This is a genomic window from Corynebacterium axilliensis (genome assembly GCF_046097495.1).
Taxonomy (GTDB): Bacteria; Actinomycetota; Actinomycetes; order Mycobacteriales; family Mycobacteriaceae; genus Corynebacterium.
Genome location: NZ_CP175768.1, coordinates 2615828 through 2635131 on the forward strand (window position 1 = coordinate 2615828; position 19304 = coordinate 2635131).

Consider the following 19304-nt stretch of genomic DNA (forward strand, 5'->3'; position numbering starts at 1 on the left):
AAACGTGACTTTGTGTGCATGTGAGTTAAATTACACACAGGAGGCGATCTGCGCTTGGGAACGGGGAATACAGGGGGATTAACCCCCGTGCATTCCGTTTCCGTTTGCGTGTTTTAGGGGGCCTTAGAACAACCGGGTATACATCCGGTAAAGCGAGTCGAGCATGCTCTGAATGTTGTTGCGGACCGGGCTGTTCGGGTCCAGCGCCGCCACACCGCCGGCGACAATCAGCGCGCTGATGGCCCCCAACAGGAAGCCAATCATGCCGCCGCGAGAGGACGAGCACGAATCATCCGAGGATCCATCGGAGGAGCCTGCCGAGCTTGCCGACGCCCCCGCAGAGCCCTCGTCACAGTTCTCATCCGGCTTGGCTGGCTCACCTGGCTTGGCTGGCTTGGAGGGATCCGAAGGCTCGGAGGGCTCGGCAGTTTTGGTAGTGGTAATGGTCGTCGGCACCTTGGTGGTGATGGTCTTTTCCTCAGTGGTGGGCACCATCGAGGTCACTGTCTTGGTGGTCTTCTCCGCTGGGAGCGTGGTGGTCACCGTGGTGGGGACCTCTTTGGTTTCCGTGGTGGTCACGGTGGTCGGTACCTCCGTGGTGACGACCTCAGTTGTGGTCGCCGGTGCCGGGGTCGTCGGCTTCTCTTCGCGCGGGTCCGCAATGGCGTGGTCGTTGTTCTTCAGCGTGACCTTGTCCACCAAGTTCGGGTTGTTGGCGTTGTAGGTGCGGAAGGTGAGCTCATCACCGGTCACATCGACGACCATGTAGTCCTCGTCGTAGTCCTGGCGCCAGATCGCCGTGGACTCGTGCGGCAGAGCAGGGTCCATGTTTTCCATGCGGGCATTGGGGTACTTCTTCCCGTCCTCACCCTGGAAGTCATAGAACTTGCCGCCGCCCGCCGAGGTGGTGGTGATGTAGAGGACCTCACCGTCATTGGGGGCGAGGACGTCGCCACGCTTCGCAGGAGCCTTCACCGGCTCAAGGCCGTTCATGAGATGGGTACGGGTGTAGATGTGATCGTGGCCGCTGAGTACGGCATCGACGTCCAGTTCGGACATGACCGGAGCGAGCTTTTCACGGAGCTTGGTTACATCGCCATCGGTGTAGTGGGTGCCTTGAGAGAAGAAGGCGTGGTGCATGCCCACGATGATCCAGTCATTGAAAGCTCCGCGGTTTTCAATGGTCTTACGCATGAACTCCGCATGGCGCTCAATGTCCGCGTCACTGCTGGCGTTGGTGTCGAGCCCAAGGAAGAGAACGTTGTTGCGCTCAAAGTAGAAATCCCGCAGGTCTGGCTCCTGATTCGGGTTGATGAAGTGCTCATCGTAGTGCTTCATTGCCAGGTCTGACGGGTACGTCTCGTGATTGCCCGGCAGTGCGTTGGTGGGAATGTTTCGAATCTCCGGTGAGGAGAAGTAGCCGTCGTACTGCGCGATCGTCGCGCCCCAGCCCTCAACCTGGTCACCGAGGGACCAGATCATGCTGGCTTGAGGGGCGTCGGCAACCGCGTTGCCGATGGTCTTGTTCCACTGCTCGGTCTGACCCTTGATGTCGGCATCGACTCCAATCTGCGCGTCAGAAACCGTGACGAAGCTCCAGTCCTGGCCAAAGCTGCCGGTGTTAAAGGTTTCAGGCTCGGACCAGCCGCCCTCCTCGGAGCCGACGCGGTAGGTGTACTCGGTGTTTTCCTTTAGACCCGTAGCGGTGGCGTAGTTGGACACGTAGGCAATAGCGCCACCGTCCTTTTCCTCTGCTTCAAAGGTCTGGGAGCCGCCTGGGCCGGTGACCTCGAGGACTTCCTTGTCTGCCGGGCCCTGGGTGCGCCACGAGACAATGACGGAGCTTTCCTTGCTTCCCGGTTGGAGCACCATCCGGGAAATGGGGCTAGTTTGAGCGGTAGCCAGAACGGGAACGCTTACCTGTGAGGTGAAGACAAGAGCGGCCGCGGTCATGGTGGCTACGCCAGCGGAGGCGGGAGAAAAACTAAAACGCTTCATTATTGCTTTGTGTGCCTTTTGCGATGAATATCGGAAGTTGAATGTGAGAGTGTTTCTCTGCTGAGAAAACAGAGAAACAGACATGACCTAGTCACAGAAACATCTCAAGGTGAACCTTCGGTTAAGCAGAATAGAAATCTGTGGAACATGCCCCCGGTATAGGGGATATCACGCGCTGTTTCGCGTTGAAATAGCAGTTTTGGTGAGCTTATGTTTAGCCCCATGTCCCACGAATTCGGGTCCACAGATACCCCAGACTCTTCAGAATCTTTAAGAAACTCTCGCGCTATCCGCTTTAATCGACGCACCGCGCTGCGTTGGGGCGCCGTTGGTGCATCCACCGCGGCCGCTGGCTATGGGCTGTCGGCAGCAACTGCCCAGCACGGCACCCCGCGCCAGGCCCCGTTGGAAGCGTATAACCAGTACACCGGCGCCCAGCTGCCTTTCCTCCACGGCGTTGCGTCTGGTGATCCGCTGCCCACCTCGGTGGTGCTGTGGACCCGCGTCACCCCGGACCGGGATGCCCTGCCTGGTTCTGGCATGGGAGACGACGTTCACGTGGCATGGGAGATTGCTACAGATGAGGCGATGGCTTCCGTGGTGGCACACGGTCAAGAGGTTGCCTCCGCGGAGCACGACCATACCGTTCACGTAGATCCCTTTGGCCTGAACCCGGACACCGTGTACTACTACCGCTTCCAGGTGACCTCGGGTGAGCATAGCGGGGCGTATTCGCCCGTGGGCAGGACGAAAACTGCGCCGGCTGTCGACGCCCAGGTAGACAACCTGAAATTCGCCGTGGCCTCGTGCGCCAACTACGAATCGGGCTTCTTTAACGCCTACAAAGACATGGCGGAGCGTGGACGCTCCGGGGAGCTTGACTTCGTGGTCTTCCTTGGGGATTACATCTACGAATATCCCACGGGGGAGTACGTGGGCAAGAGTGGCGTGGCACGTGAGCACCACCCCGTATGGGAGATCGTCACGCTGGAGGACTACCGCATTCGCTACGGCCGCTACCGCACCGACGAGCACCTGCAGGCTGCGCATGCTGCGGCCCCGTGGGTCGTGGTGTGGGACGACCACGAGACAGCCAACAACTCCTGGCGCGAGGGCGCCGAAAACCACACACCTGGGTTTGCAGAGGGCGAGTGGTCCCGCCGCTGGAACGACGCCTTGCAGGCTTATTACGAATGGATGCCGCTGCGTCAAAAGCAGCTGAGCGAGGGCGGTAAGCTTTACCGCAACCTGCGCTTCGGCTCCCTCATGGAGCTCACCATGATGGACCTGCGTACCTACCGCGATCAGGAAACCACCGCCGCTAACTTCGGGGACCCGAATCGAACCATCGTGGGCAACGAGCAGTTGCAGTGGCTGCGGGACACTATTTCGATGTCGGACGCCACGTGGATGGTGATGGGCAATTCCGTGATGATGGCTCCCATGCGCCTGTTGACCATTCCCGGTAATGACGCGGCCAATGAGGGCTTGCGCTTTGTCAAGGGCAATACTTCTGGCTTTGCCGTGAATTCGGATCAGTGGGATGGATACGCCGCCGACCGTGACCGTGTGCTTGAGGCTCTTGATGCTCGCGAGGGTAACTCCTTCTTCATTACCGGTGATATTCACTCGGAATGGGCCAACGACATCTACCTGCACGATAAGCGCGTGGCCTGTGAGCTGGTGACTACCTCAATTACGGCGCCCAATGTCGACGAAATCCTCACCACCTACACAGGCACCTACCACGGGGAGGACAACTCGACTTCGTTGCTCATTGAGGACGCAATCAAGGACGCCAATCCGTGGGTAAAGCACTTGGACTATGACTCCCACGGCTATGCCGTCGCGCACCTCTTTGCCGATCACGTGGACATGCACTACTACCGCGTGTCTGATGTTGAAGCTGAAGATGCTTCGGTAGCGCTGGCGGTGAGCAAGGCCTGGAATCCTAAGGACGGATTCACCGCCTAGCCACCATCCGCCGGCGGGCGCTGCGGGGGATCAGTCCAGCGCCCTGAGGTAAAAGAAGCGAATCAGCGCGCGCCGGGGAATATCGAGCAGCGGGCGCAGGAAGGGGAGGTGGGCGGGTTGGGAGGAGGCGTCGACAAGCAGCAGCGTGCGCCCATCCCGTAGGCGCTCCAGGGTAAAGGTCTCCTCGCCGCGCTCAATATGGCCGGGAAGGGTGCCGTAGGTAAAGCCACACCGGCCCTCCTCGCGGAAGACATCCACCACCCGGCAGCGAAACTCCCACGGCCCCATCCCGAGGCCGACCTCAGCGCCTTCCTCCACCGTGGCGTGACTGGGCCGTACCCGGAAAAGACCGCTACGCTGCAGGCCCCAGCGGAAGAGTTTGTCCGCGGCATCATCGAATTCAGCGTCGATGACGCGGGACATGTGCAGCTGCGGGAAGCCTTCGGTGGAGGAGTACGACAGTGGCTCAGGCATGGGGCTTAGCCTAGTCAAACCGCCCTTAGATGATGCTTGAGAAGAGTAAAATAGGGTGTATGCAGGAGAAACGACAACGACTTATCGTTCCTGACTTAGCGCGCGGCACGGCGCTTTTGGGGATCGCCATGGCGAACGCCGTGCAGAGCTGGGTAGTCAATGATTGGTCGATAGGTCCCAGCTCCACCCTGGGCGGTGTGCGCCCCGATAGCGCCCTGGACACCGTGGCCGCGGTGTTCACCGGCATGTTTGTACGTGTGCGAGGCCTGCCCATGTTCTGCATGCTGTTGGGATTCGGCATTGGTCTCATTGCTGCGAGCCTGCAGCGTAAGGGCTACACCATTAAAGAATCGCGGCGCGTACTCATCCGCCGCTACGGGCTGCTGGCAGTTTTCGGTCTGGCGCATGGCTTCGCGCTTTTCGACGGTGACATCATGCTGGTCTATGGCCTCATCGGCATCGCTTTGGCTTGGTGCTTTACGCTTTCGACGCGCACGCTGCGGCGCATTGCCTACTGGTTCTTTGGCGGCTATGCGGTTTTCGCCGGCTCGGGCGCGGTGGGAGCCTATTTTGGTTACTTCAATCCTCTGCCCAACTCGCGTCCGATGACCGGTGATCTTGTCACATTCGGTGACTATTTCGCCCGCAACCTGCGCGGTGAGGTTGCTGCTCTGGGGCAGATCCCCATCACATTTGTGGGGCTGGTAGGCGTTTTACTCATCGGATATATCTGGGCGCGGGAGGGCGTGCTTGCAAACGTTTCTGCGCACCGCCGAACCTTGGTCACCTGGGTTGTTATTGCAGGTATGGTCATTGTCTTTGTTGGTCTTCCGTGGGGGCTTGCGGCCGCTGGTGTTGTGTCAACCGAATTGGAACCGGTGTTCTTGATGCTGAACCAAGCTTTTGGCTTTCTTACGGGTCCTGGCATTCTGGCGGTTTTGGCACTGCTCACGGAGAAACTCAACAATCGCGTTCCTGGGTGGGCCTTTGCTTTCGTGGCGTTGGGCAAGCGCTCTATGTCGGGCTACATTGCGCAATCGGTTTTGTTTATTGTTCTTGTCACCCCAGCCGGCTTCGGACTAGGTGCGGATGCTTCGGTGAGCGGCAAGCTTGGAATCGGTCTGCTGGTCTTTGTCCTTACGCTGCTGCTCGCTGCTCTGCTTGAGGCTTGGGGCAAACCTGGCCCGTTCGAGTGGGCGCATCGCCGGCTGGCGTACGGCCCAACGTGTCGTATTGAGCCTAAGTCGGCTCTCGGGTCGGCCTGATGTTGGTCTAAGCGGCTGCTTCCTCACACAGGAGCCAACTGCAGAGCTCCTTTTGGGCGCGGTCGACGCCTCCGGAGTAGCTTTCCTCGAGCTCCAGCTTGACGCCATCAAAAATGCGCTCTGAGATGAGTTCCGCGCGCTCTCTGCTCAGCTTCCCCTGCAGCTCATCGAGGGGCACCTTGAGCTCCGTATACGGGTTCGGACGAAAGTACCATGACCGCATGTCGTCGGCGTAGACGACGATAATCGTCTTCGTCATCTGCGATTCCAGCACAACATTTCCAAATACCAGTGACGTCAGCGTCTTCGATTCCATGGCCGCGATTGTAGGCCTGTGTAATGGAATATACGAGGCTTCATTTTTGGAGGCGTTCCGATATATTTTGTCAACCTCGCGGGTGTCTTAATCGGGGTTGATGTTTCAGCCGGGGCCGTTTGGACGTGTTGTTGTCGGACATGGCTTCAGCTCTGCAGGCATTGCCGCTGAGCAGTAATGGGAAGCTGGATCGTCGTGCCCTCCCCGATCCAAATTAAGTTAAAAAGTCTCGGATTACCCTTGTTAGCCTACCCTGGGTGATGGTAGCCTTACCTAACCTTGTTCGTTTAGTGAAATGGAAACCCATTCAGGATGAAGAACTCAATCGTTGTCCGTGCGCTCAGTCTCGCCGTGCTCTCCACTACCCTGATGTTGGGAGCCTGCAGCTCCGATACAGATGGCAAGGCGGAAAATACTTCCTCAGGCGCAAACTCCGCAGCGAATTCCGGTGATAATGCCTCCGAAGTCACCATCAAGCACGCCAGGGGGGAAGACACATACCCCGTAAACCCCGAGCGCGTCGTTGCCATTGGTCCAGCCATCGACAACCTGCTGGCTATGGGCATCAAGCCCTCCGCCGTGGTGGTGTCTGCTAAGGACATGAATGCCCCGTGGCGCGACGGCAAGTTGGACGGCGTGGAGATTATCAAGCAGACCGATTTCAAGACTCTGCCGAAGGAAGAGATCGCTGCCGCTGCTCCGGATTTCATCGTCGGGGACTACTGGACGATCTCCGAGGATAACTACACACAGCTCTCCGAGATCGCGCCCACTCTGGGTGGTATTGGCACCGAGGGTGAGGGGATCGGCTGGAAGTCGCAGCTGAAGGAGCTCGGCAAGATCTTCAACAAGGAAGATAAAGCTCAAGAAGTCATCGACCAGGATGAGAAGGTCTTCACCGATGCGAAGTCCGAGCTGCCGAATATCGAGGGTAAGACCGGTGTGGTCTCCCAGTTCGCTCAGGGATCCTTTGGAGCTGTGGCCGACCCGAAGGACCCAGGAGCCTCTTTCATCTACGACCTGGGTATGAAATTCCCGGAACCTCTGACCGACGGCTCTATTGAGGTAAAGCAGGGGCGCGTGACTCTGTCGCCAGAAAACGTCTCCGCCCTGGCTGCGGACTTCATGGTGATCTATAACCGCACCGGTGACATCGCGGAGGTGGAGAAGATCCCGGGCTACTCAGACCTGCCGCAGGTCAAGTCCGGCGCCACCCTGGCGGGTAACGAGGCTGTGGTTGCCGGCCTGAACACGCCGACCTCCCTGTCCCGTGCATGGGTATTGGAGCAGGTCAAGCCTACCTTGAAAAAGCTCTCTTAGTCTCTTTTTCTCCAGCACCCCTCGCGAGTGTGTCGCCCGGTGTGGCAGCGTGGGGTGTTTTCTTATGCCCTTTCTTGTTCGCTCACTCGCCTCCCCGCTGCCGCCCGCCGACCCGCAAGGAACTTTGCTTGTCTTCTGCGCAGTGGGATCCGGCTGCTGCGTGGAGGCGCCGTCCGGGGGCGTATCCGGTGCGGGTGAGCGAACTTGAACTTACGCATGCGCAGCTGGTGAAAGTCGATGGCTGGAAGAACGTTTTTCAGCAGTGGGCACCGCGGTGCTGGACAAGAGTTCGGCTGACCGGCCAGCACCCGAGGCGAGAGGCATCGACCCTGCGCATGCCGACCAACCGCATGCCGATCCACCGCACTGACCCGCTACACACCGTCCCAATCCACTAAACCAACCCACATACTGACCCTACGCACACCGACTCACCGCACACCGCCAACCCAGAAACGAGAAAGGAATGACCATGGCGAGGAATAGCCGAGACAGGGAAATCTACCCCATTACGATCCGCGAACTGCAGGTCGATGACATCGAGGACATCACACCAGGGATGCGTCGCATTACTCTGACGGGCGAACAACTACGCGCCCATAGTGCGTTCGGCGTAGACGCACCACCGCTAGTCAGCGATGGTTTCGACGACGATATCCGCATCATCTTCCCAGACCCGGCCACCGGGGAGCGCCCTCACCCCATCACACGGGAGGACGCGACGGTGCTATGGCAAGAGGAAGTCAAAGATCTGTTTCGGACATATACCGTCCGTTCATTCGACGCCTCCCAGGGCCGTCTCGTCGTAGACTTCGCGCGGCATGGCCAAGGCCTGGCCGAGGACTGGTCCGCACGAGCTCGACCGGGAGATCCCCTGTATATCGCAGGGCCGAAGTCTTGCGCAGCGCTGCCCACCCACACTCCGTGGCTACTGATGGTGGGCGACGAGACGGCGCTGCCGGCGATTGCTCGCTGTATAGAGTCTTTGCCCGCCGGGTATAGGGCAGTGGCGATTATTGAGGTAGCCACGCGGGCACATGTCCAGCGACTGGAGTTCGAAGCACAGGTGGACATTCACTGGCAGGTGCGAGACGAGGGCGGGGACTTCGTGGCGAAAGCTACCGAGTTGTACGGAGAACACCCAGAGTGGGCGGCCGAGCCCGCTGCGATGCCCTATGTATGGGCTGCGGGAGAGGCCGGGCGATTGAAGGCGATCCGACGCTGGGTTCGAGCTCTGGGGATTCCGCGGGAAAACGTGGAGATTACGGGGTACTGGCGCGCAATGGCACCGGCGCAATCGGAAGCAGGGGCGACGGCTACGCAGGCTGAGAGTGCGGGGCAGGTTACGGGCACTCCGTTGCAGGGCGACAGTGAGGGGGCGGAGACAGGGGCTGTGACGAGCTACCGTAATGCGCTGGTTGAGCTGCATGAACTCACCGAAATGGGGTCGGCGATTCTTGTGCGCCAAGCCGTAGGGATGGGGATTTTCGGCCTGATTGATGAGGGCGCGGATCGAGTGGATCAACTGGCCGAAGCAACTGGCGTGCAGCAGGAGCTGGCTCTCCGGATTGCGCGTTACCTGGAGGCAGTGGGGTTAGTGACGTTGTCGGCGGATGTAGCACTGGATAGCTCATCGGAGGATGTGGCGGACCAACGGGCGGTTCGAATCGGCCTCACTGCGCTGGGCAGCGAGTTGGTAAACCCGGATTCTCCAGTAAGGGATTGGATTACCGGGCCGGCGGCCGCCAAGACCGCAGCACTTGGCCGGCTAGGGCAGGCACTGCAGAATCCGGCTGATACCGGCGAGCACCGCTGGGACTACATTGTGCAAACCCAGCCACAACTGGCCGTGGAGGAACACGAACAGGCGGCCTCCAGTGCTCAGTGGTCGGCCCCGGCCGCAGCGGAGATTCTGAGCAGCAAGCTACTAGCGCGACAGGATGCTGGCTCGCTTCGATGCGCGGTGGGAGGTCCGGCCGCGGCGGTGTATGCGGATGAGATTCTACGTAAGATACCGCAGGCAAACGCCGTGGTGTTGGGGTCGTTTTCGGAGGCAGAGGATGACGCAAGGATCTCAGTAGGCGCAGCAACTGCAGCGATGACGGAGCCTGGGGCCAGCGCAGAGGAGGTTATGCTGCGCGATATTGCTCCACGCCGCCGGGATCGTGCTCGCTATAGTGCACTGCACGCTCCAACGGTTGGGCGTAGCGGTGGGGATGCGCGCCGGGCGGATTGGGCTGGCACAGTGGCTACTTTGTGCGAGCAGGTAGATGCTGTGGTGCTGGTTGATCCGTGGCGACGTTGGCCAACTATAGAGTTGCAGCAGCTGGTAGCTGCCGTACTACGTTCTGGGGCGCAGCTGTTCCTGGTGACCCCAGTGTTGCAGGAAAGTGGGGCCGAGGATCATGACTACCAGGAAGATTTATCACGCCTCGTTCTGTATGGATCGCAGCTGCCCACGGCCCGTGTGATTGCGAAGCACCTGGCTGCCGTGGGTGCGGTAGTGCGTTCGAAGCAGCCGGTGGGGTGGAGTGCCCAGCTGTTCGAGGTGGGGAGGGGAGGTAGGTAACTGCCGGTGGTCGGGCGAAGCGTGTGGAGGAGCGGCGGACGTTCGGTGGTTTGCTAAACCGTTTCTAAAGTGCCCCCTGTCGGCCGGGATCCCCCCTTCCGCTGGGAGCCTTCCTATCGGCTGGGGTCCCACCCCTTCGGCTGGGAGCGCCTGTCGGCTGGCCCCTAGCGGCTGAGCTGCCTCCATATCGGCAGCCACACACCCCCCCGAAATAATTAACTTAGCCTATCCTTTATCTAGTTAGGCTGCCCCATGCGGGGTAGACGCGGTAGACGTGATTGACGCGCGCTCGAGGATCGATCAACACCCCGTGCGTCCGATGGCCTTCACCGCACCCCAATGAGCTCCCTACACGTTAGGCTTCTATATGTTTCGAAACAATTCGCTGACCCGTCGCGCGGCAATGAAGACGGCCGCTGTCTTAGCAGCATCCACTCTCGTCCTTTCCGGTTGCTCCCGAGGCGAGGATTCCTCGGCGTCAAATATTGAGGGCAATGAGAACGAGCGCATCGCCGCAGTTGGCCTAGGAGACAGCGATACCTTGCTCGCGCTAGGTATCCAGCCTGTTTGGCAGCAACACGCACATCGGGAAAACGTTGTCATCAACTCGGGCGCGCGTTTCCAGGATCAAGGTGGCATCCACAAAGGGGAGCATGCGGTCGTGGCCGCGGGCACGGTGGTGACCAAGGACGTCGCGCTGCGCACTATTGCGGGCGGGGTGTCGGCCCGTTACTTGCGCGACATCGAGGGCTAATCCGCGCGGGCAGAGGACGTTGCCGCCGAGCGCATGGTACCCGCCTCCAGGTCATCCTCGTTGAAGAAGTCGAGGACGCCGTCCTCGAAGACGTAGGCGCCGTCGGGGAAGTAGAGGGTCAGAGTGCCGTCTTTGAGCTCCGCCTGGATGGGGTGACCCAAGGTGCCGGCCTCGTAAGTGCCGTCGCCGACCTTTTCAAATTTCTTGTCGGACAGGAAGTCTTTGGAGTCGTCTCTGAAGGTGGCGAGGTCGACTTCCGTTTCGCCATGGGTTTTGAGGAAGTAGTTGCTTGGTCCGTTCATGGCTTCCGCGGGGGAAAACTCACCGTCGAGGAAGTCGCATTCACTTTCGCTGATGGAGAAGCGGCAGCGGACGGGGCCGCTATTGGTGTCGAATTCGTAGAACTCGTCGAGGTCGGCCGGATCGACGGCGTCGTTCAGATGGGTGAGGTCGATTCCGATGTGGTGTTTGTCTTCTGCGTTGAGCTCGGTCTTGAGTGCTCCGAAGTCCATCGCGGTAAATGTCACGCTCACTGGCTTGCCTGCCTCATGTGCGGGAGTATCGCCCGTAGTGAAACTTACGGAGTCGCTGCCAATGGTGAAGTCGAAGCCGTCGCCGGAGAAGTACCCATTGCTGTCATTGAGCGGGTGGCCCCAGTTGAAAACGATGGAGAAGACCACTTGTTCGCCCTCGTAGTTGCCGGAGGCAATGATGTAGCTCAGGGGCTCGCACGCATCGAAAGAATCTTGGGTGACTTTGAAGTCTTTGAGAGGTGCTCCGCGTTCAGGCTCCTCCGTCAACAGGAAATGAACGATGGCCGTTGGTGCTTCGCCTTTGTCAACGAATTCGCCGACTCCGGAGTCGGCGACTCCGGCGTTCGGGTCGCAGCTTTCTTCGGCCAAGGATACGGGCCAGTTGCGTGTCGATGCCGCCCTGCTCGACGTAGCTGGGCTGGTGCTGCTGCGAGTCGCGCGTGAGGAAGTGCTCGAGGTCGCTGGTGGGTTGGAGGCAGACTCGGTCGCCGCGCTCAAGTCAGGTGCCACTGCGGATTCCGACGGGGCTGCCTCGCGCCGAGTGTCGGGGGGAGCAGGACGCAACGAGCGCGGCTGCTGATGCCGCCGCTACTGCGGCACGCGCGGTGCGTTGGGGGCAGGAGGACAGGGAGAGTGGTCATGGTGTATGTCCTTCGTCCGAGGGGCGAACTCGTGGCCGAGACTAACGAAGCGCGAAGCCGAGTCCTATCACCGGCTGGAAATTGTTAGGAGATCGAAATGATTTACGGGGAGAGCTGAGTGATGGGCTGGACAGACAAGATGTCGACCTCGCCCGCGCAGGCCTGCAGGCCCGGCACTGCGACATAGAGGCTGTCGGTGTTTTCGGGCGGATAGATCCGCAGGCCATCGGCGTCCTGCGGTTGGCAGGCCGCCGCGTCGAGCAATCCCACGTTGGTGATCTTGAGCCCCGTGCGGGCCTGGGCCCCTGGCGCCAGCGTCACGGTGGCAGCTTCGGTGCCGGTCTCACGCAGCGCGGCGGGGCCTAGTTGAGTGCCGTCGTTGCTGGTGACGGCGGAGACGCCGGGGAAGCCCGTGAGGGTGCACTCCTCGTCAGAGGTATTGGTCAGCACGATGTCGACGAGTCGGGAGCCAGCGGCTCCCTGTTCGTTGGTGATCTCGGTGGAGAGCTGGGAGGTGGCGCAGGCGCCCTCGGGCAAGGGCGGGATAGTGGAGGATGCTGGGGCTGGTGCGGTGCCGGACGCGCCGGGAGCGGCCCCGGAAGCAACGTCGTCGGCCGTGGCGGTATCGGCGGCGTCAGCACCGCCAGTACCGCCAGCACCGACAGTGCCGTCGGCGGCATCGTCACCCGCAGGGGCGTCGGCCGAGTGAACGACGGTGGTCGTGACTGCCGACGGTGCCGCAGAGTCCTCCTCGCTGGCGGAACACGCGGCGAGTGGCAGCAGCAGGCTGAGGGACAGGAGTGCGCGCAGATTCTTCATACCCACAGGGTAGTTTCACAGCACGACGGGGACTAGAGATTACTGGTCACGAGTCTGTTAAGTCTTTGCTAGCAATGAGCAACGATTCGCAGAATGTGTCACACAGTGTGCAGTAGCCGTCCTGTGACTGAAAGCGTGAACATGATGAACTCCCGCTGCCTTTCCCATGATCGAAAAACGCAGGGAACGACGGGGCTTATGGGCGCTCCGGCACGATGAGCGGCCCGCCGGTGACGGGGTCCTCGATGACGCGGGAGTCCAGTCCGAAGACGTCGCGCAGGGCCTGCGGCGTGATGGTGGACTCGGGCGAGCCCAGGGCCGTGACGGAGCCGTCCTTCATGAGGACGAGGTTGTCCGAGTAGCGGGCGGCTAGGTTGAGATCGTGGAGCACCATGACGATGGTCTTGCCCTGTTCCTTATTGAGCGTGGAGACGAGCTCGAGGACGTCGATGGAGTGCGCCAGGTCCAGGTAGGTGGTGGGCTCGTCGAGGAAGACGATGTCGGTGTCCTGAGCCAGGACCATGGCTATCCACACGCGCTGGCGCTGGCCGCCGGACAGGGAGTCCACGGGGCGGTCGCGCAGCTGAAAGACGTTGGTGAGCGCCATGGCCTCGTCCACGGCGGCGGAGTGGGAGGCGGACCACTGCTGCAGCCAGGACTGGTGCGGGTGCCTGCCGCGGGCCACGAGGTCTGCGACGGTGACGCCGGCAGGGGTGATGGGGGACTGGGGGAGCATCGACAAGCGCGTGGCTAGCTCCCGGGAGGAGTAGTCACCCAGCTTCTTCCCGTCGAGGGTGACGGAGCCCGCCGACAGTGGGAGCAAGTGGGACAGGCCGCGCAGGAGGGTCGACTTGCCGCAGCCGTTGGCGCCGATGAGCGTGGTGACCTGGCCGTCGGGGATGTCGAGTGTGACGTCGCGGCTGATGACGGTATCGCCATAACCGACGGAGACGGAGTGCGCGGAAAGTCGAGCGTTCATTACCTGATGTTGTCCTTCAGACCCTGGAGGATGATGGTGGCCGAGAGCAGGGACGCGTTCATGTACCAGGACTCGTAGTCCACGGACACGGCCTGGTTGGCCTGCACTGCCTTGAGAGAGTGCCATGTGGCGGCCTGCGAGGGGTCGGCGGCGCCGGCGTTGACGCCGTAGAAGATCCAGTCGGCGTCGGCCTCGGAGAGCTGCTCGGCGGAGATGTCCTGGCCAGCCTTCTCAATCTGCTTTTGGTTGGCGGGGCGGGGCAGGCCGGCATCGGCGGCCACGGAGCCCGCCATGGAGTTGACCCCGTAGAGCTGGAACTGGTCTTCCTTGGAACGCAGGAAGGAGACGGTGGGCTTGGAGGATAGGCCCTCGCCCCAGGCTTTGGCGTTGGACTCGTACTCGGCCAGGAGGGGCTCGGCGGAGTCCTTCTTGCCCACGGCCTCGGCGATGGTGAGGAGGTCCTGCTTCCAGTTCTCGCCGCCGCCCTTACCGGTGACGACGGGCGCGATGGCCTTGAGCTGCTCCAGGATGGCCTCGTCCGTACGCGAGTTAGCGCAGATGAGGGTGGGCTTCAGGGAGGCGATGGTCTCCAGATCCGGGTTGGCGCGTAGGCCGCAGTCCGCGATGGAGTCCAGATCGAAGTCGGAGCCGAAGCGGTTGCGGATGTAGTCCGGGACGACGCCCAGGTTCTTGGCCTTGGCCGCGCCCACCGGGAGAATGCGCAGCATGAGGAGGTTGTCCAGCTGGCCGGTGTTGAGCGCGATCACGCGCTGGTGCTGCTCGGCGGCGCTGGACGATGCCGCGGAGGTGGCCGCCTGCTCGCTCGGCGCAGTCTCCTGTTTGGAGCAGGCCGCAGCGAAGGCGGCGACGCCGAGGCCAGCGGTGATCTTGAGGAAGTTACGTCGTTGCATGGTCGTCTACTTTCGTGTTCGAGTTTGCTGCCAGAGCAGCCAGATGAGGAAAGGTCCGCCGATGACCGAGGTGATGATGCCCACCGGGATCTCCCAGCCGAAGGCACAGCGGGCGATGAGGTCGGACACGCACACGATGATTGCGCCCATGGCCGCCGATGTCCCCAGGGGCGGCGCCCCGACCCGCGCCAGGCGCGCGGAGATCTGCGGGGCGACGAAGGCCACGAAGCCCACCGGGCCCACGGCGGAGACGGTCACCGCGGCCAGTAGAACTGAGACGATGAGCAGTGCCGCGTTGATCTTCTTCAAGGGGGCGCCGAGGGCTTGGGCGGAATCCTCGCCGAGCTCCAGCGCGGGCAGATCGATGGCGATGCGGGCTAGCACTAGGCCACACACCACGAGCATGCCCAGGGTGGGCCATAGGTGCTCGAAGGTGCAGCCGTTGAGCGAGCCGACCATCCACACCTTGGCCGCGGCCGCGGTGTTGAGATCTGTGGCGGCCAACATGTACGTGACCAGGGCGTGGAGGAAGGCGTTGCCGCCGATGCCCACGAGGACGAGGCGGAACATATCCACCCTGCCGCGCCGGGACAGCATCCAGATGGCCGCGCCGGTGGCGAGACCGCCGGCCATGGCGGCGAGCGGGATGCCGACGTAGGCGCCGAACGCCCCGCCGGCCCCGGCAGATCCTCCGAAGACCATGATGGCCACGGCCGCCACGGTGGCGCCCTGGTTGATGCCCAGGATGTCCGGGCTGGCCAGGCCGTTGCGGGCGATGCGCTGCGTGATGGCGCCGGAGAGCCCCAGCGCGGCGCCGACGGCTAGACCCACGAGCGAGCGGGCCAGGCGCCAGTCGATGACGACGGTGCGCTCGAGCTTGTTTCCGCCGCCCGCCAGCACGCCGATGACCTCGGCGGGGTTAAGGGGGAACTCGCCGATGCCGAGGCTGATGACCCACACGAGCGCGCTCGCGACCACGATGGCCGCGGTCCAGGCTTGCGTGCGCGGGTGGTAGAGGAAGCTGAACTTTCCGAGGCTGAGGTACTTCATTACAGGCTCACCACCGTTCGGTGCCGGACGAGCCAGATAAACGCCGGCCCGCCGAGCAGCGCGATGACGATGCCCGCCTGGAGCTCGCCGGGGCGCATGATGAGGCGGCCCACGATGTCGGCGCCGAGCAACAGGCAGGCGCCCGCCAGCGCGGAGTAGGGGGTCACCCACTTGTAGTCCGGGCCGGTGATGCCGCGGGCGACGTGGGGCACCACGAGACCGATGAAGCCGATGGGGCCCGCGGCTGCCGTGGCCGCGCCGGCCAGCAGGGTGATGGCCACGAAGCCCAGGATATTGGCGCGGGCAACGTTGGTGCCCAGCGCCTGCGCGGCCTCCGCGCCCAGATTGAGGATGTTGAGCGTCGGGCCCAGCGCCAGCGCTAGTACCGCGCCGATGGCGAGCGGCACGAGCGCAGGGGTGATGATGTCGAAGCCGCGTCCGGTGACGGACCCCGCTTGCCAGAAGCGGAGGGTGTCGAGCGCGTTGGGATCGATGTAGACGATGGCCGACGTGGCCGCCGCGAGGACGGCGGACAGGGCGGAACCCGCGAGGACGAGGCCCAGGGTGTCGCCGCGACCGATGCCGCCGGCGGAGAGCCCGAAGACGAGCAGCGCCGCCAGGCCCGCGCCGAGGAAGGCGAGGAAAAGGTGCGACTGCATGGACGTCAGTCCGAAGAGGAAGATGCCCGCCGAGACGAAGAGTGCGGCGCCCGCATTGATGCCGAGTAGTCCAGGGTCCGCGAGCGGGTTGCGGGTCAGGCCTTGAACGAGTGTGCCGGCTAGTCCGAGCGCAGCTCCGACGACGATGGCGAGCACGGTGCGCGGGATGCGCATGGTGGCAAGGATTCCGGCGATCTCGGCGACGCTGCTGCCCACGGTGCCGGCGGCCTGGGCGGTGTCGGTGTGCCCGCGCAGGATCTCCCAGGCGGTGGGCCAGGCCTGGGTGAGCTCTGAGATGGAGGTCGCCTTGGCGCCCAGTGCCAGGCTGGCGAAGACGAGGGCGACGAGTGTGGCCACGAGGAGGGCTAGGCCGAGGAGTCGTCTGCTGTGGCCCGCGGCGCGCGGGGTGCCCGCGGCCGGTGTCGGCAGAGTCGTCGATGTCATGTAGGTAAGGATAACCTTATTTCGACGATGTACGTGAATTGTCTCTCCTTGCTGGAGGTTCGTCGGCTTGAGATAGGTTCACCTAATGTTGGTTAGGCTATCTTTTCTCAATTCGACAGGCCTTTTATGCCTCTGCGGACTTCCCGCACTCGTCGCTCGGCCGCGGTATTCCTGTCGCTCGCCCTTGTCGGCTGGGGTGCGGCCGCATGCTCGTCGGACCCCGATTCCGGTGCGGCCGACAACTCGGTGGCGGCATCGTCGGCATCGTTGGCGCAGTAGGCATCGGCTGACGGCGACGCCGCGGCCTATCCGGTCACAGTGGCCACCAAGTTCGGTGACGTCACCGTCGAGGAGGCCCTGCGGCGCATCGTGGCCCTGGGCTGGGGCGACGCCGAGGTGGCGCTCTCGCTCGGCGTGCAGCCGGACCTTATCCTCATCCTCGACGTTCGTTCCTCGGGCGATCAAGAGCGCTACGACACACTGTCGGCTATCGCGCCGGTCGTGGGCATCCCGGAGGGCGCAGACAACTGGCTGACGGATCGTTCCACCCAGCTTGAGTGGTGGGGGAGACGTCGGAAAGCGTGGCGTCGGTGCTGTCATCGGTGGCGCAGCCGGCCAGCGCAAGGGCAAGAGAACCGGCGGCGAGAACGGGGAGTAGTCGCTGCGTAGTCATGGGGTGGAGTCTAAAACTTGGGAGGCTAGAGTTCCTGCAAGGCGGGGAATACCCTCTCCTTGAGTAACGGGGCGATATCGACATCCGGGGCGGCCGGATCGACCCACGCCAGCTCAGAGATCTCCTTATCCGGGTGTGCCACGGAGATTTCTTCTTCGTAGACATAGACGTGGGCGTGGACGGTCTGTGGGGCGTCGTTGGTGGCCGGGGAGATGTAGGTGGCAAGCCGGCGCAGTTTGGACATATCGACCACGGCACGTATGGCCTCGTGAGCGATGAGCTGGGCTGCGTGGGCGGGATTGATTGTGTCATCGATGGAGCCATACGGCAGGACAAACTCCGGGGTGGAGGTGATGCGGAGGACGAGCACGCGGCCGTGGGTATCACGCAGAACAACGGCGACAATTTCCTCAATGTCTGCAGAGGGTGAAGGAGAATTGGAGGTCTCAGACATGCCTCCATAGTAGGTCTGCGCGGGGTGTGGAGAGCGGTGAAGAAAGAGAGGGGGCACCCGAAAGCTGTCAGTAATGTAACGGGTTGGACACAGTCACACACGTTAGAAAACGGCCGTCCAAGGCACGTGCCATCATAGGGGAAGGCTTATAGACCATTACGAGAAGAAGTGAAAGAGGAATTGCTCAATATGCGAAAAATTCCGCACCTTAAGAAAGTCCTCGTGGGCTCGGCTTTCGCAGGTGCGTTCTTCCTGGGTAACCCAGCGGCGGATGCCCAGGAACTTCCCACAATCCCGGAGATTGATTCGGCAGGTTTTGTTGATCAGGTACGCGAGGATCTGCAGTCCGTGGGCATTGAGACCATGCCCGTGGACAAGGGGCTGACAGACTCCGTCGATTCAACAGTCAACGGCGCCGCCGCAGCGGTGTCGAATGATGCGTCCCAGGCAGTTGCTGGGGCCGTGAATTCCCCTGCGGCGCAGCGCCTTGCGGGGCAAGCAAACCTGGATACCCAGTTACCGGTTCCGGCAGCACCGCAGGACTACGCTGGTGCCGACGCCAAAACGGGTGAACCGCTGACGAATCCTGCCCCCATCGGATTGCTGGAGGAGGCCACGCAGCCGGAATTCGTGCCACAGGGCACTGATCCGAACTATGCGTGGAAGAATGACCTGTTTTCCAAGATCGCTGCCGGTAAACCGCAGGCGGACTATGTCCTGCACCGAGTGCCTGGTTCCTACTATGACGCTCCTCAGATTCCGGAGGAATCTAATGTAGCGATGACCGAAGGCAAGTCCCTGTACGGCCCGGGTACCCCGCTCTACATTCATGAGGACACCATGTGCACGCTGACGGCAGCCGGCACCGATGCGGAAGGCCGCAAGGTCGGTATTACCGCTGGTCACTGCGGAAATGTCGGCGATCCGGTCTCTTCGGCAGACTCCTGGCAGGTTGGCCCGACCGGCACCGTGGTGTCAAAGAATGAGCAGCTGGATTATTCGCTCATTGAGTTCGGCTCCAAGGCCGAGGTGTCCCGTAGCTACAACGGCGTGACCGCTAATGGGGTTGGTGGTACCACCCAGCCGGGCGATATCACCTGCAAGAGCGGCGTGGCCACCGGCCGTACCTGTGGCATGACCTTCCAGCACACCGAGCGCGTCACCGTCAACCAGGTGTGCGCCATGGTTGGAGACTCCGGTGCTCCGGTCTTCCGCAACGGCCGCATCGTCGGCTCGGTATCCCGCGGCCTGATTCCGGGGTTGCCGTCGTGCCACACTCCGTGGCAGGGCGCGCTGCACAACCCCACGGTTGTGTCTAACACCGATGCCATCATCGCGGATCTGAACCGCCGCGAGGGCGTAGGTTCCGGTTTCGCGCTTCCGGAGAACTAACCACCACTGCGAAACCGGTCACGGAGCCGTGGGCGCGTGGCCGGGAGAGTACGTTTCTAACAAATAGTGCCCCAGATCT

18 protein-coding genes and 1 pseudogene are annotated in these 19304 nt (G+C 62.1%); 9 read left to right on the top strand and 10 right to left on the bottom strand.

From position 1 onward, the window contains the following. Positions 1–123: 123 nt before the first annotated feature. Positions 124–1998 carry a purple acid phosphatase family protein gene (locus ACKFR8_RS12545; protein ID WP_257157664.1) on the bottom strand — a complete coding sequence of 625 codons (1875 nt, stop codon included), beginning with the start codon at positions 1996–1998 and terminating at the stop codon, positions 124–126. Positions 1999–2220: 222 nt separating this feature from the next. Between ACKFR8_RS12545 and ACKFR8_RS12550 the strand changes: the two genes are divergently transcribed. Continuing rightward, positions 2221–3972, top strand: a complete 1752-nt coding sequence (locus tag ACKFR8_RS12550) for an alkaline phosphatase D family protein (RefSeq protein WP_257157665.1) — start codon at positions 2221–2223, stop codon at positions 3970–3972. Positions 3973–4002: 30 nt separating this feature from the next. On the opposite strand, the gene ACKFR8_RS12555 is transcribed toward ACKFR8_RS12550, so the two are convergent. Then, positions 4003–4446, bottom strand: a complete 444-nt coding sequence (locus ACKFR8_RS12555; RefSeq protein WP_257157666.1) for a DUF1990 domain-containing protein — start codon at positions 4444–4446, stop codon at positions 4003–4005. A 59-nt stretch (positions 4447–4505) separates the two neighbouring features. Between ACKFR8_RS12555 and ACKFR8_RS12560 the strand changes: the two genes are divergently transcribed. Beyond that, the gene (locus ACKFR8_RS12560; RefSeq protein WP_257157667.1) at positions 4506–5711 is read left to right on the top strand and encodes a DUF418 domain-containing protein; all 1206 of its coding nucleotides are present in this window, start codon (positions 4506–4508) and stop codon (positions 5709–5711) included. Positions 5712–5718: 7 nt separating this feature from the next. On the opposite strand, the gene ACKFR8_RS12565 is transcribed toward ACKFR8_RS12560, so the two are convergent. Continuing rightward, positions 5719–6027 (bottom strand): hypothetical protein, encoded by a 309-nt coding sequence (locus tag ACKFR8_RS12565; protein ID WP_257157668.1) that lies wholly within the window; start codon positions 6025–6027, stop codon positions 5719–5721. Positions 6028–6339: 312 nt separating this feature from the next. Here ACKFR8_RS12565 and ACKFR8_RS12570 point away from each other — a divergent pair, with 312 nt between their 5' ends. The 3 genes from ACKFR8_RS12570 to ACKFR8_RS12580 all read left to right on the top strand — a co-directional run bounded on the left by ACKFR8_RS12570 (position 6340) and on the right by ACKFR8_RS12580 (position 10670). Beyond that, positions 6340–7347, top strand: coding sequence for an ABC transporter substrate-binding protein (locus ACKFR8_RS12570; protein ID WP_010189126.1), 1008 nt, complete (start codon positions 6340–6342; stop codon positions 7345–7347). 472 nt (positions 7348–7819) lie between these two features. Next, positions 7820–9916, top strand: a complete 2097-nt coding sequence (locus ACKFR8_RS12575) for a siderophore-interacting protein (RefSeq protein WP_408930230.1) — start codon at positions 7820–7822, stop codon at positions 9914–9916. 367 nt (positions 9917–10283) lie between these two features. After that, positions 10284–10670, top strand: a complete 387-nt coding sequence (locus tag ACKFR8_RS12580) for a hypothetical protein (RefSeq protein ID WP_070596556.1) — start codon at positions 10284–10286, stop codon at positions 10668–10670. Here the strand turns inward: ACKFR8_RS12580 and ACKFR8_RS12585 are convergent. Further along, positions 10667–11470, bottom strand: a complete 804-nt coding sequence (locus ACKFR8_RS12585; protein ID WP_408930231.1) for a hypothetical protein — start codon at positions 11468–11470, stop codon at positions 10667–10669. The genes ACKFR8_RS12580 and ACKFR8_RS12585 overlap by 4 nt on opposite strands. Positions 11471–11504: 34 nt before the next feature. On the opposite strand from ACKFR8_RS12585, the gene ACKFR8_RS12590 reads away from it, so the two are divergent. After that, complete coding sequence (locus ACKFR8_RS12590) at positions 11505–11783, top strand: hypothetical protein (protein ID WP_408930232.1); 279 nt, start codon at positions 11505–11507, stop codon at positions 11781–11783. A 163-nt stretch (positions 11784–11946) separates the two neighbouring features. Here the strand turns inward: ACKFR8_RS12590 and ACKFR8_RS12595 are convergent, their stop codons facing one another. The 5 genes from ACKFR8_RS12595 to ACKFR8_RS12615 form a co-directional block, all read right to left on the bottom strand. Further along, positions 11947–12663 carry a DUF4232 domain-containing protein gene (locus ACKFR8_RS12595; protein WP_070596553.1) on the bottom strand — a complete coding sequence of 239 codons (717 nt, stop codon included), beginning with the start codon at positions 12661–12663 and terminating at the stop codon, positions 11947–11949. A gap of 196 nt (positions 12664–12859) precedes the next feature. Beyond that, entirely contained in the window at positions 12860–13642 is a 783-nt protein-coding gene (locus ACKFR8_RS12600; RefSeq protein WP_010189119.1) for an ABC transporter ATP-binding protein, read from the bottom strand. Beyond that, a complete protein-coding gene (locus tag ACKFR8_RS12605) occupies positions 13642–14553 on the bottom strand; it encodes an ABC transporter substrate-binding protein (protein ID WP_070684175.1) in 912 nt (303 codons plus the stop codon). Before ACKFR8_RS12605 ends, ACKFR8_RS12600 begins: the two co-directional genes overlap by 1 nt. Positions 14554–14559: 6 nt before the next feature. Beyond that, complete coding sequence (locus ACKFR8_RS12610) at positions 14560–15603, bottom strand: FecCD family ABC transporter permease (RefSeq protein WP_010189115.1); 1044 nt, start codon at positions 15601–15603, stop codon at positions 14560–14562. After that, positions 15603–16706, bottom strand: coding sequence for a FecCD family ABC transporter permease (locus tag ACKFR8_RS12615; protein ID WP_070596551.1), 1104 nt, complete (start codon positions 16704–16706; stop codon positions 15603–15605). The genes ACKFR8_RS12610 and ACKFR8_RS12615 overlap by 1 nt, the downstream gene beginning before the upstream one ends. A gap of 126 nt (positions 16707–16832) precedes the next feature. Between ACKFR8_RS12615 and ACKFR8_RS12620 the strand changes: the two genes are divergently transcribed. After that, a complete protein-coding gene (locus tag ACKFR8_RS12620; protein ID WP_227485943.1) occupies positions 16833–16985 on the top strand; it encodes a hypothetical protein in 153 nt (50 codons plus the stop codon). A 39-nt stretch (positions 16986–17024) separates the two neighbouring features. Continuing rightward, positions 17025–17261 (top strand): annotated as a pseudogene (locus ACKFR8_RS12625) (ABC transporter substrate-binding protein); the annotation flags it as partial. A gap of 143 nt (positions 17262–17404) precedes the next feature. Here ACKFR8_RS12625 and ACKFR8_RS12630 read toward each other — a convergent pair. Beyond that, complete coding sequence (locus tag ACKFR8_RS12630; protein WP_070596549.1) at positions 17405–17833, bottom strand: NUDIX domain-containing protein; 429 nt, start codon at positions 17831–17833, stop codon at positions 17405–17407. A 189-nt stretch (positions 17834–18022) separates the two neighbouring features. Between ACKFR8_RS12630 and ACKFR8_RS12635 the strand changes: the two genes are divergently transcribed. Continuing rightward, positions 18023–19225: a hypothetical protein gene (locus tag ACKFR8_RS12635; protein WP_070685598.1), complete on the top strand. Its 1203-nt coding sequence runs from the start codon at positions 18023–18025 to the stop codon at positions 19223–19225. Positions 19226–19304 lie beyond the last annotated feature (79 nt).

What these genes read in the sequence shown, in the direction of transcription:
- ACKFR8_RS12620 (WP_227485943.1), top strand. Translation starts at nt 16,833, where the DNA reads ATGCCTCTGCGGACTTCCCGCACTCGTCGCTCGGCCGCGGTATTCCTG.
- ACKFR8_RS12595 (WP_070596553.1), bottom strand. Translation starts at nt 12,663, where the DNA reads ATGAAGAATCTGCGCGCACTCCTGTCCCTCAGCCTGCTGCTGCCACTC.
- ACKFR8_RS12635 (WP_070685598.1), top strand. Translation starts at nt 18,023, where the DNA reads ATGCGAAAAATTCCGCACCTTAAGAAAGTCCTCGTGGGCTCGGCTTTC.
- ACKFR8_RS12575 (WP_408930230.1), top strand. Translation starts at nt 7,820, where the DNA reads ATGGCGAGGAATAGCCGAGACAGGGAAATCTACCCCATTACGATCCGC.
- ACKFR8_RS12580 (WP_070596556.1), top strand. Translation starts at nt 10,284, where the DNA reads ATGTTTCGAAACAATTCGCTGACCCGTCGCGCGGCAATGAAGACGGCC.
- ACKFR8_RS12600 (WP_010189119.1), bottom strand. Translation starts at nt 13,642, where the DNA reads ATGAACGCTCGACTTTCCGCGCACTCCGTCTCCGTCGGTTATGGCGAT.
- ACKFR8_RS12610 (WP_010189115.1), bottom strand. Translation starts at nt 15,603, where the DNA reads ATGAAGTACCTCAGCCTCGGAAAGTTCAGCTTCCTCTACCACCCGCGC.
- ACKFR8_RS12605 (WP_070684175.1), bottom strand. Translation starts at nt 14,553, where the DNA reads ATGCAACGACGTAACTTCCTCAAGATCACCGCTGGCCTCGGCGTCGCC.
- ACKFR8_RS12555 (WP_257157666.1), bottom strand. Translation starts at nt 4,446, where the DNA reads ATGCCTGAGCCACTGTCGTACTCCTCCACCGAAGGCTTCCCGCAGCTG.
- ACKFR8_RS12570 (WP_010189126.1), top strand. Translation starts at nt 6,340, where the DNA reads ATGAAGAACTCAATCGTTGTCCGTGCGCTCAGTCTCGCCGTGCTCTCC.
- ACKFR8_RS12565 (WP_257157668.1), bottom strand. Translation starts at nt 6,027, where the DNA reads ATGGAATCGAAGACGCTGACGTCACTGGTATTTGGAAATGTTGTGCTG.
- ACKFR8_RS12560 (WP_257157667.1), top strand. Translation starts at nt 4,506, where the DNA reads ATGCAGGAGAAACGACAACGACTTATCGTTCCTGACTTAGCGCGCGGC.
- ACKFR8_RS12545 (WP_257157664.1), bottom strand. Translation starts at nt 1,998, where the DNA reads ATGAAGCGTTTTAGTTTTTCTCCCGCCTCCGCTGGCGTAGCCACCATG.
- ACKFR8_RS12630 (WP_070596549.1), bottom strand. Translation starts at nt 17,833, where the DNA reads ATGTCTGAGACCTCCAATTCTCCTTCACCCTCTGCAGACATTGAGGAA.
- ACKFR8_RS12550 (WP_257157665.1), top strand. Translation starts at nt 2,221, where the DNA reads ATGTCCCACGAATTCGGGTCCACAGATACCCCAGACTCTTCAGAATCT.
- ACKFR8_RS12615 (WP_070596551.1), bottom strand. Translation starts at nt 16,706, where the DNA reads ATGACATCGACGACTCTGCCGACACCGGCCGCGGGCACCCCGCGCGCC.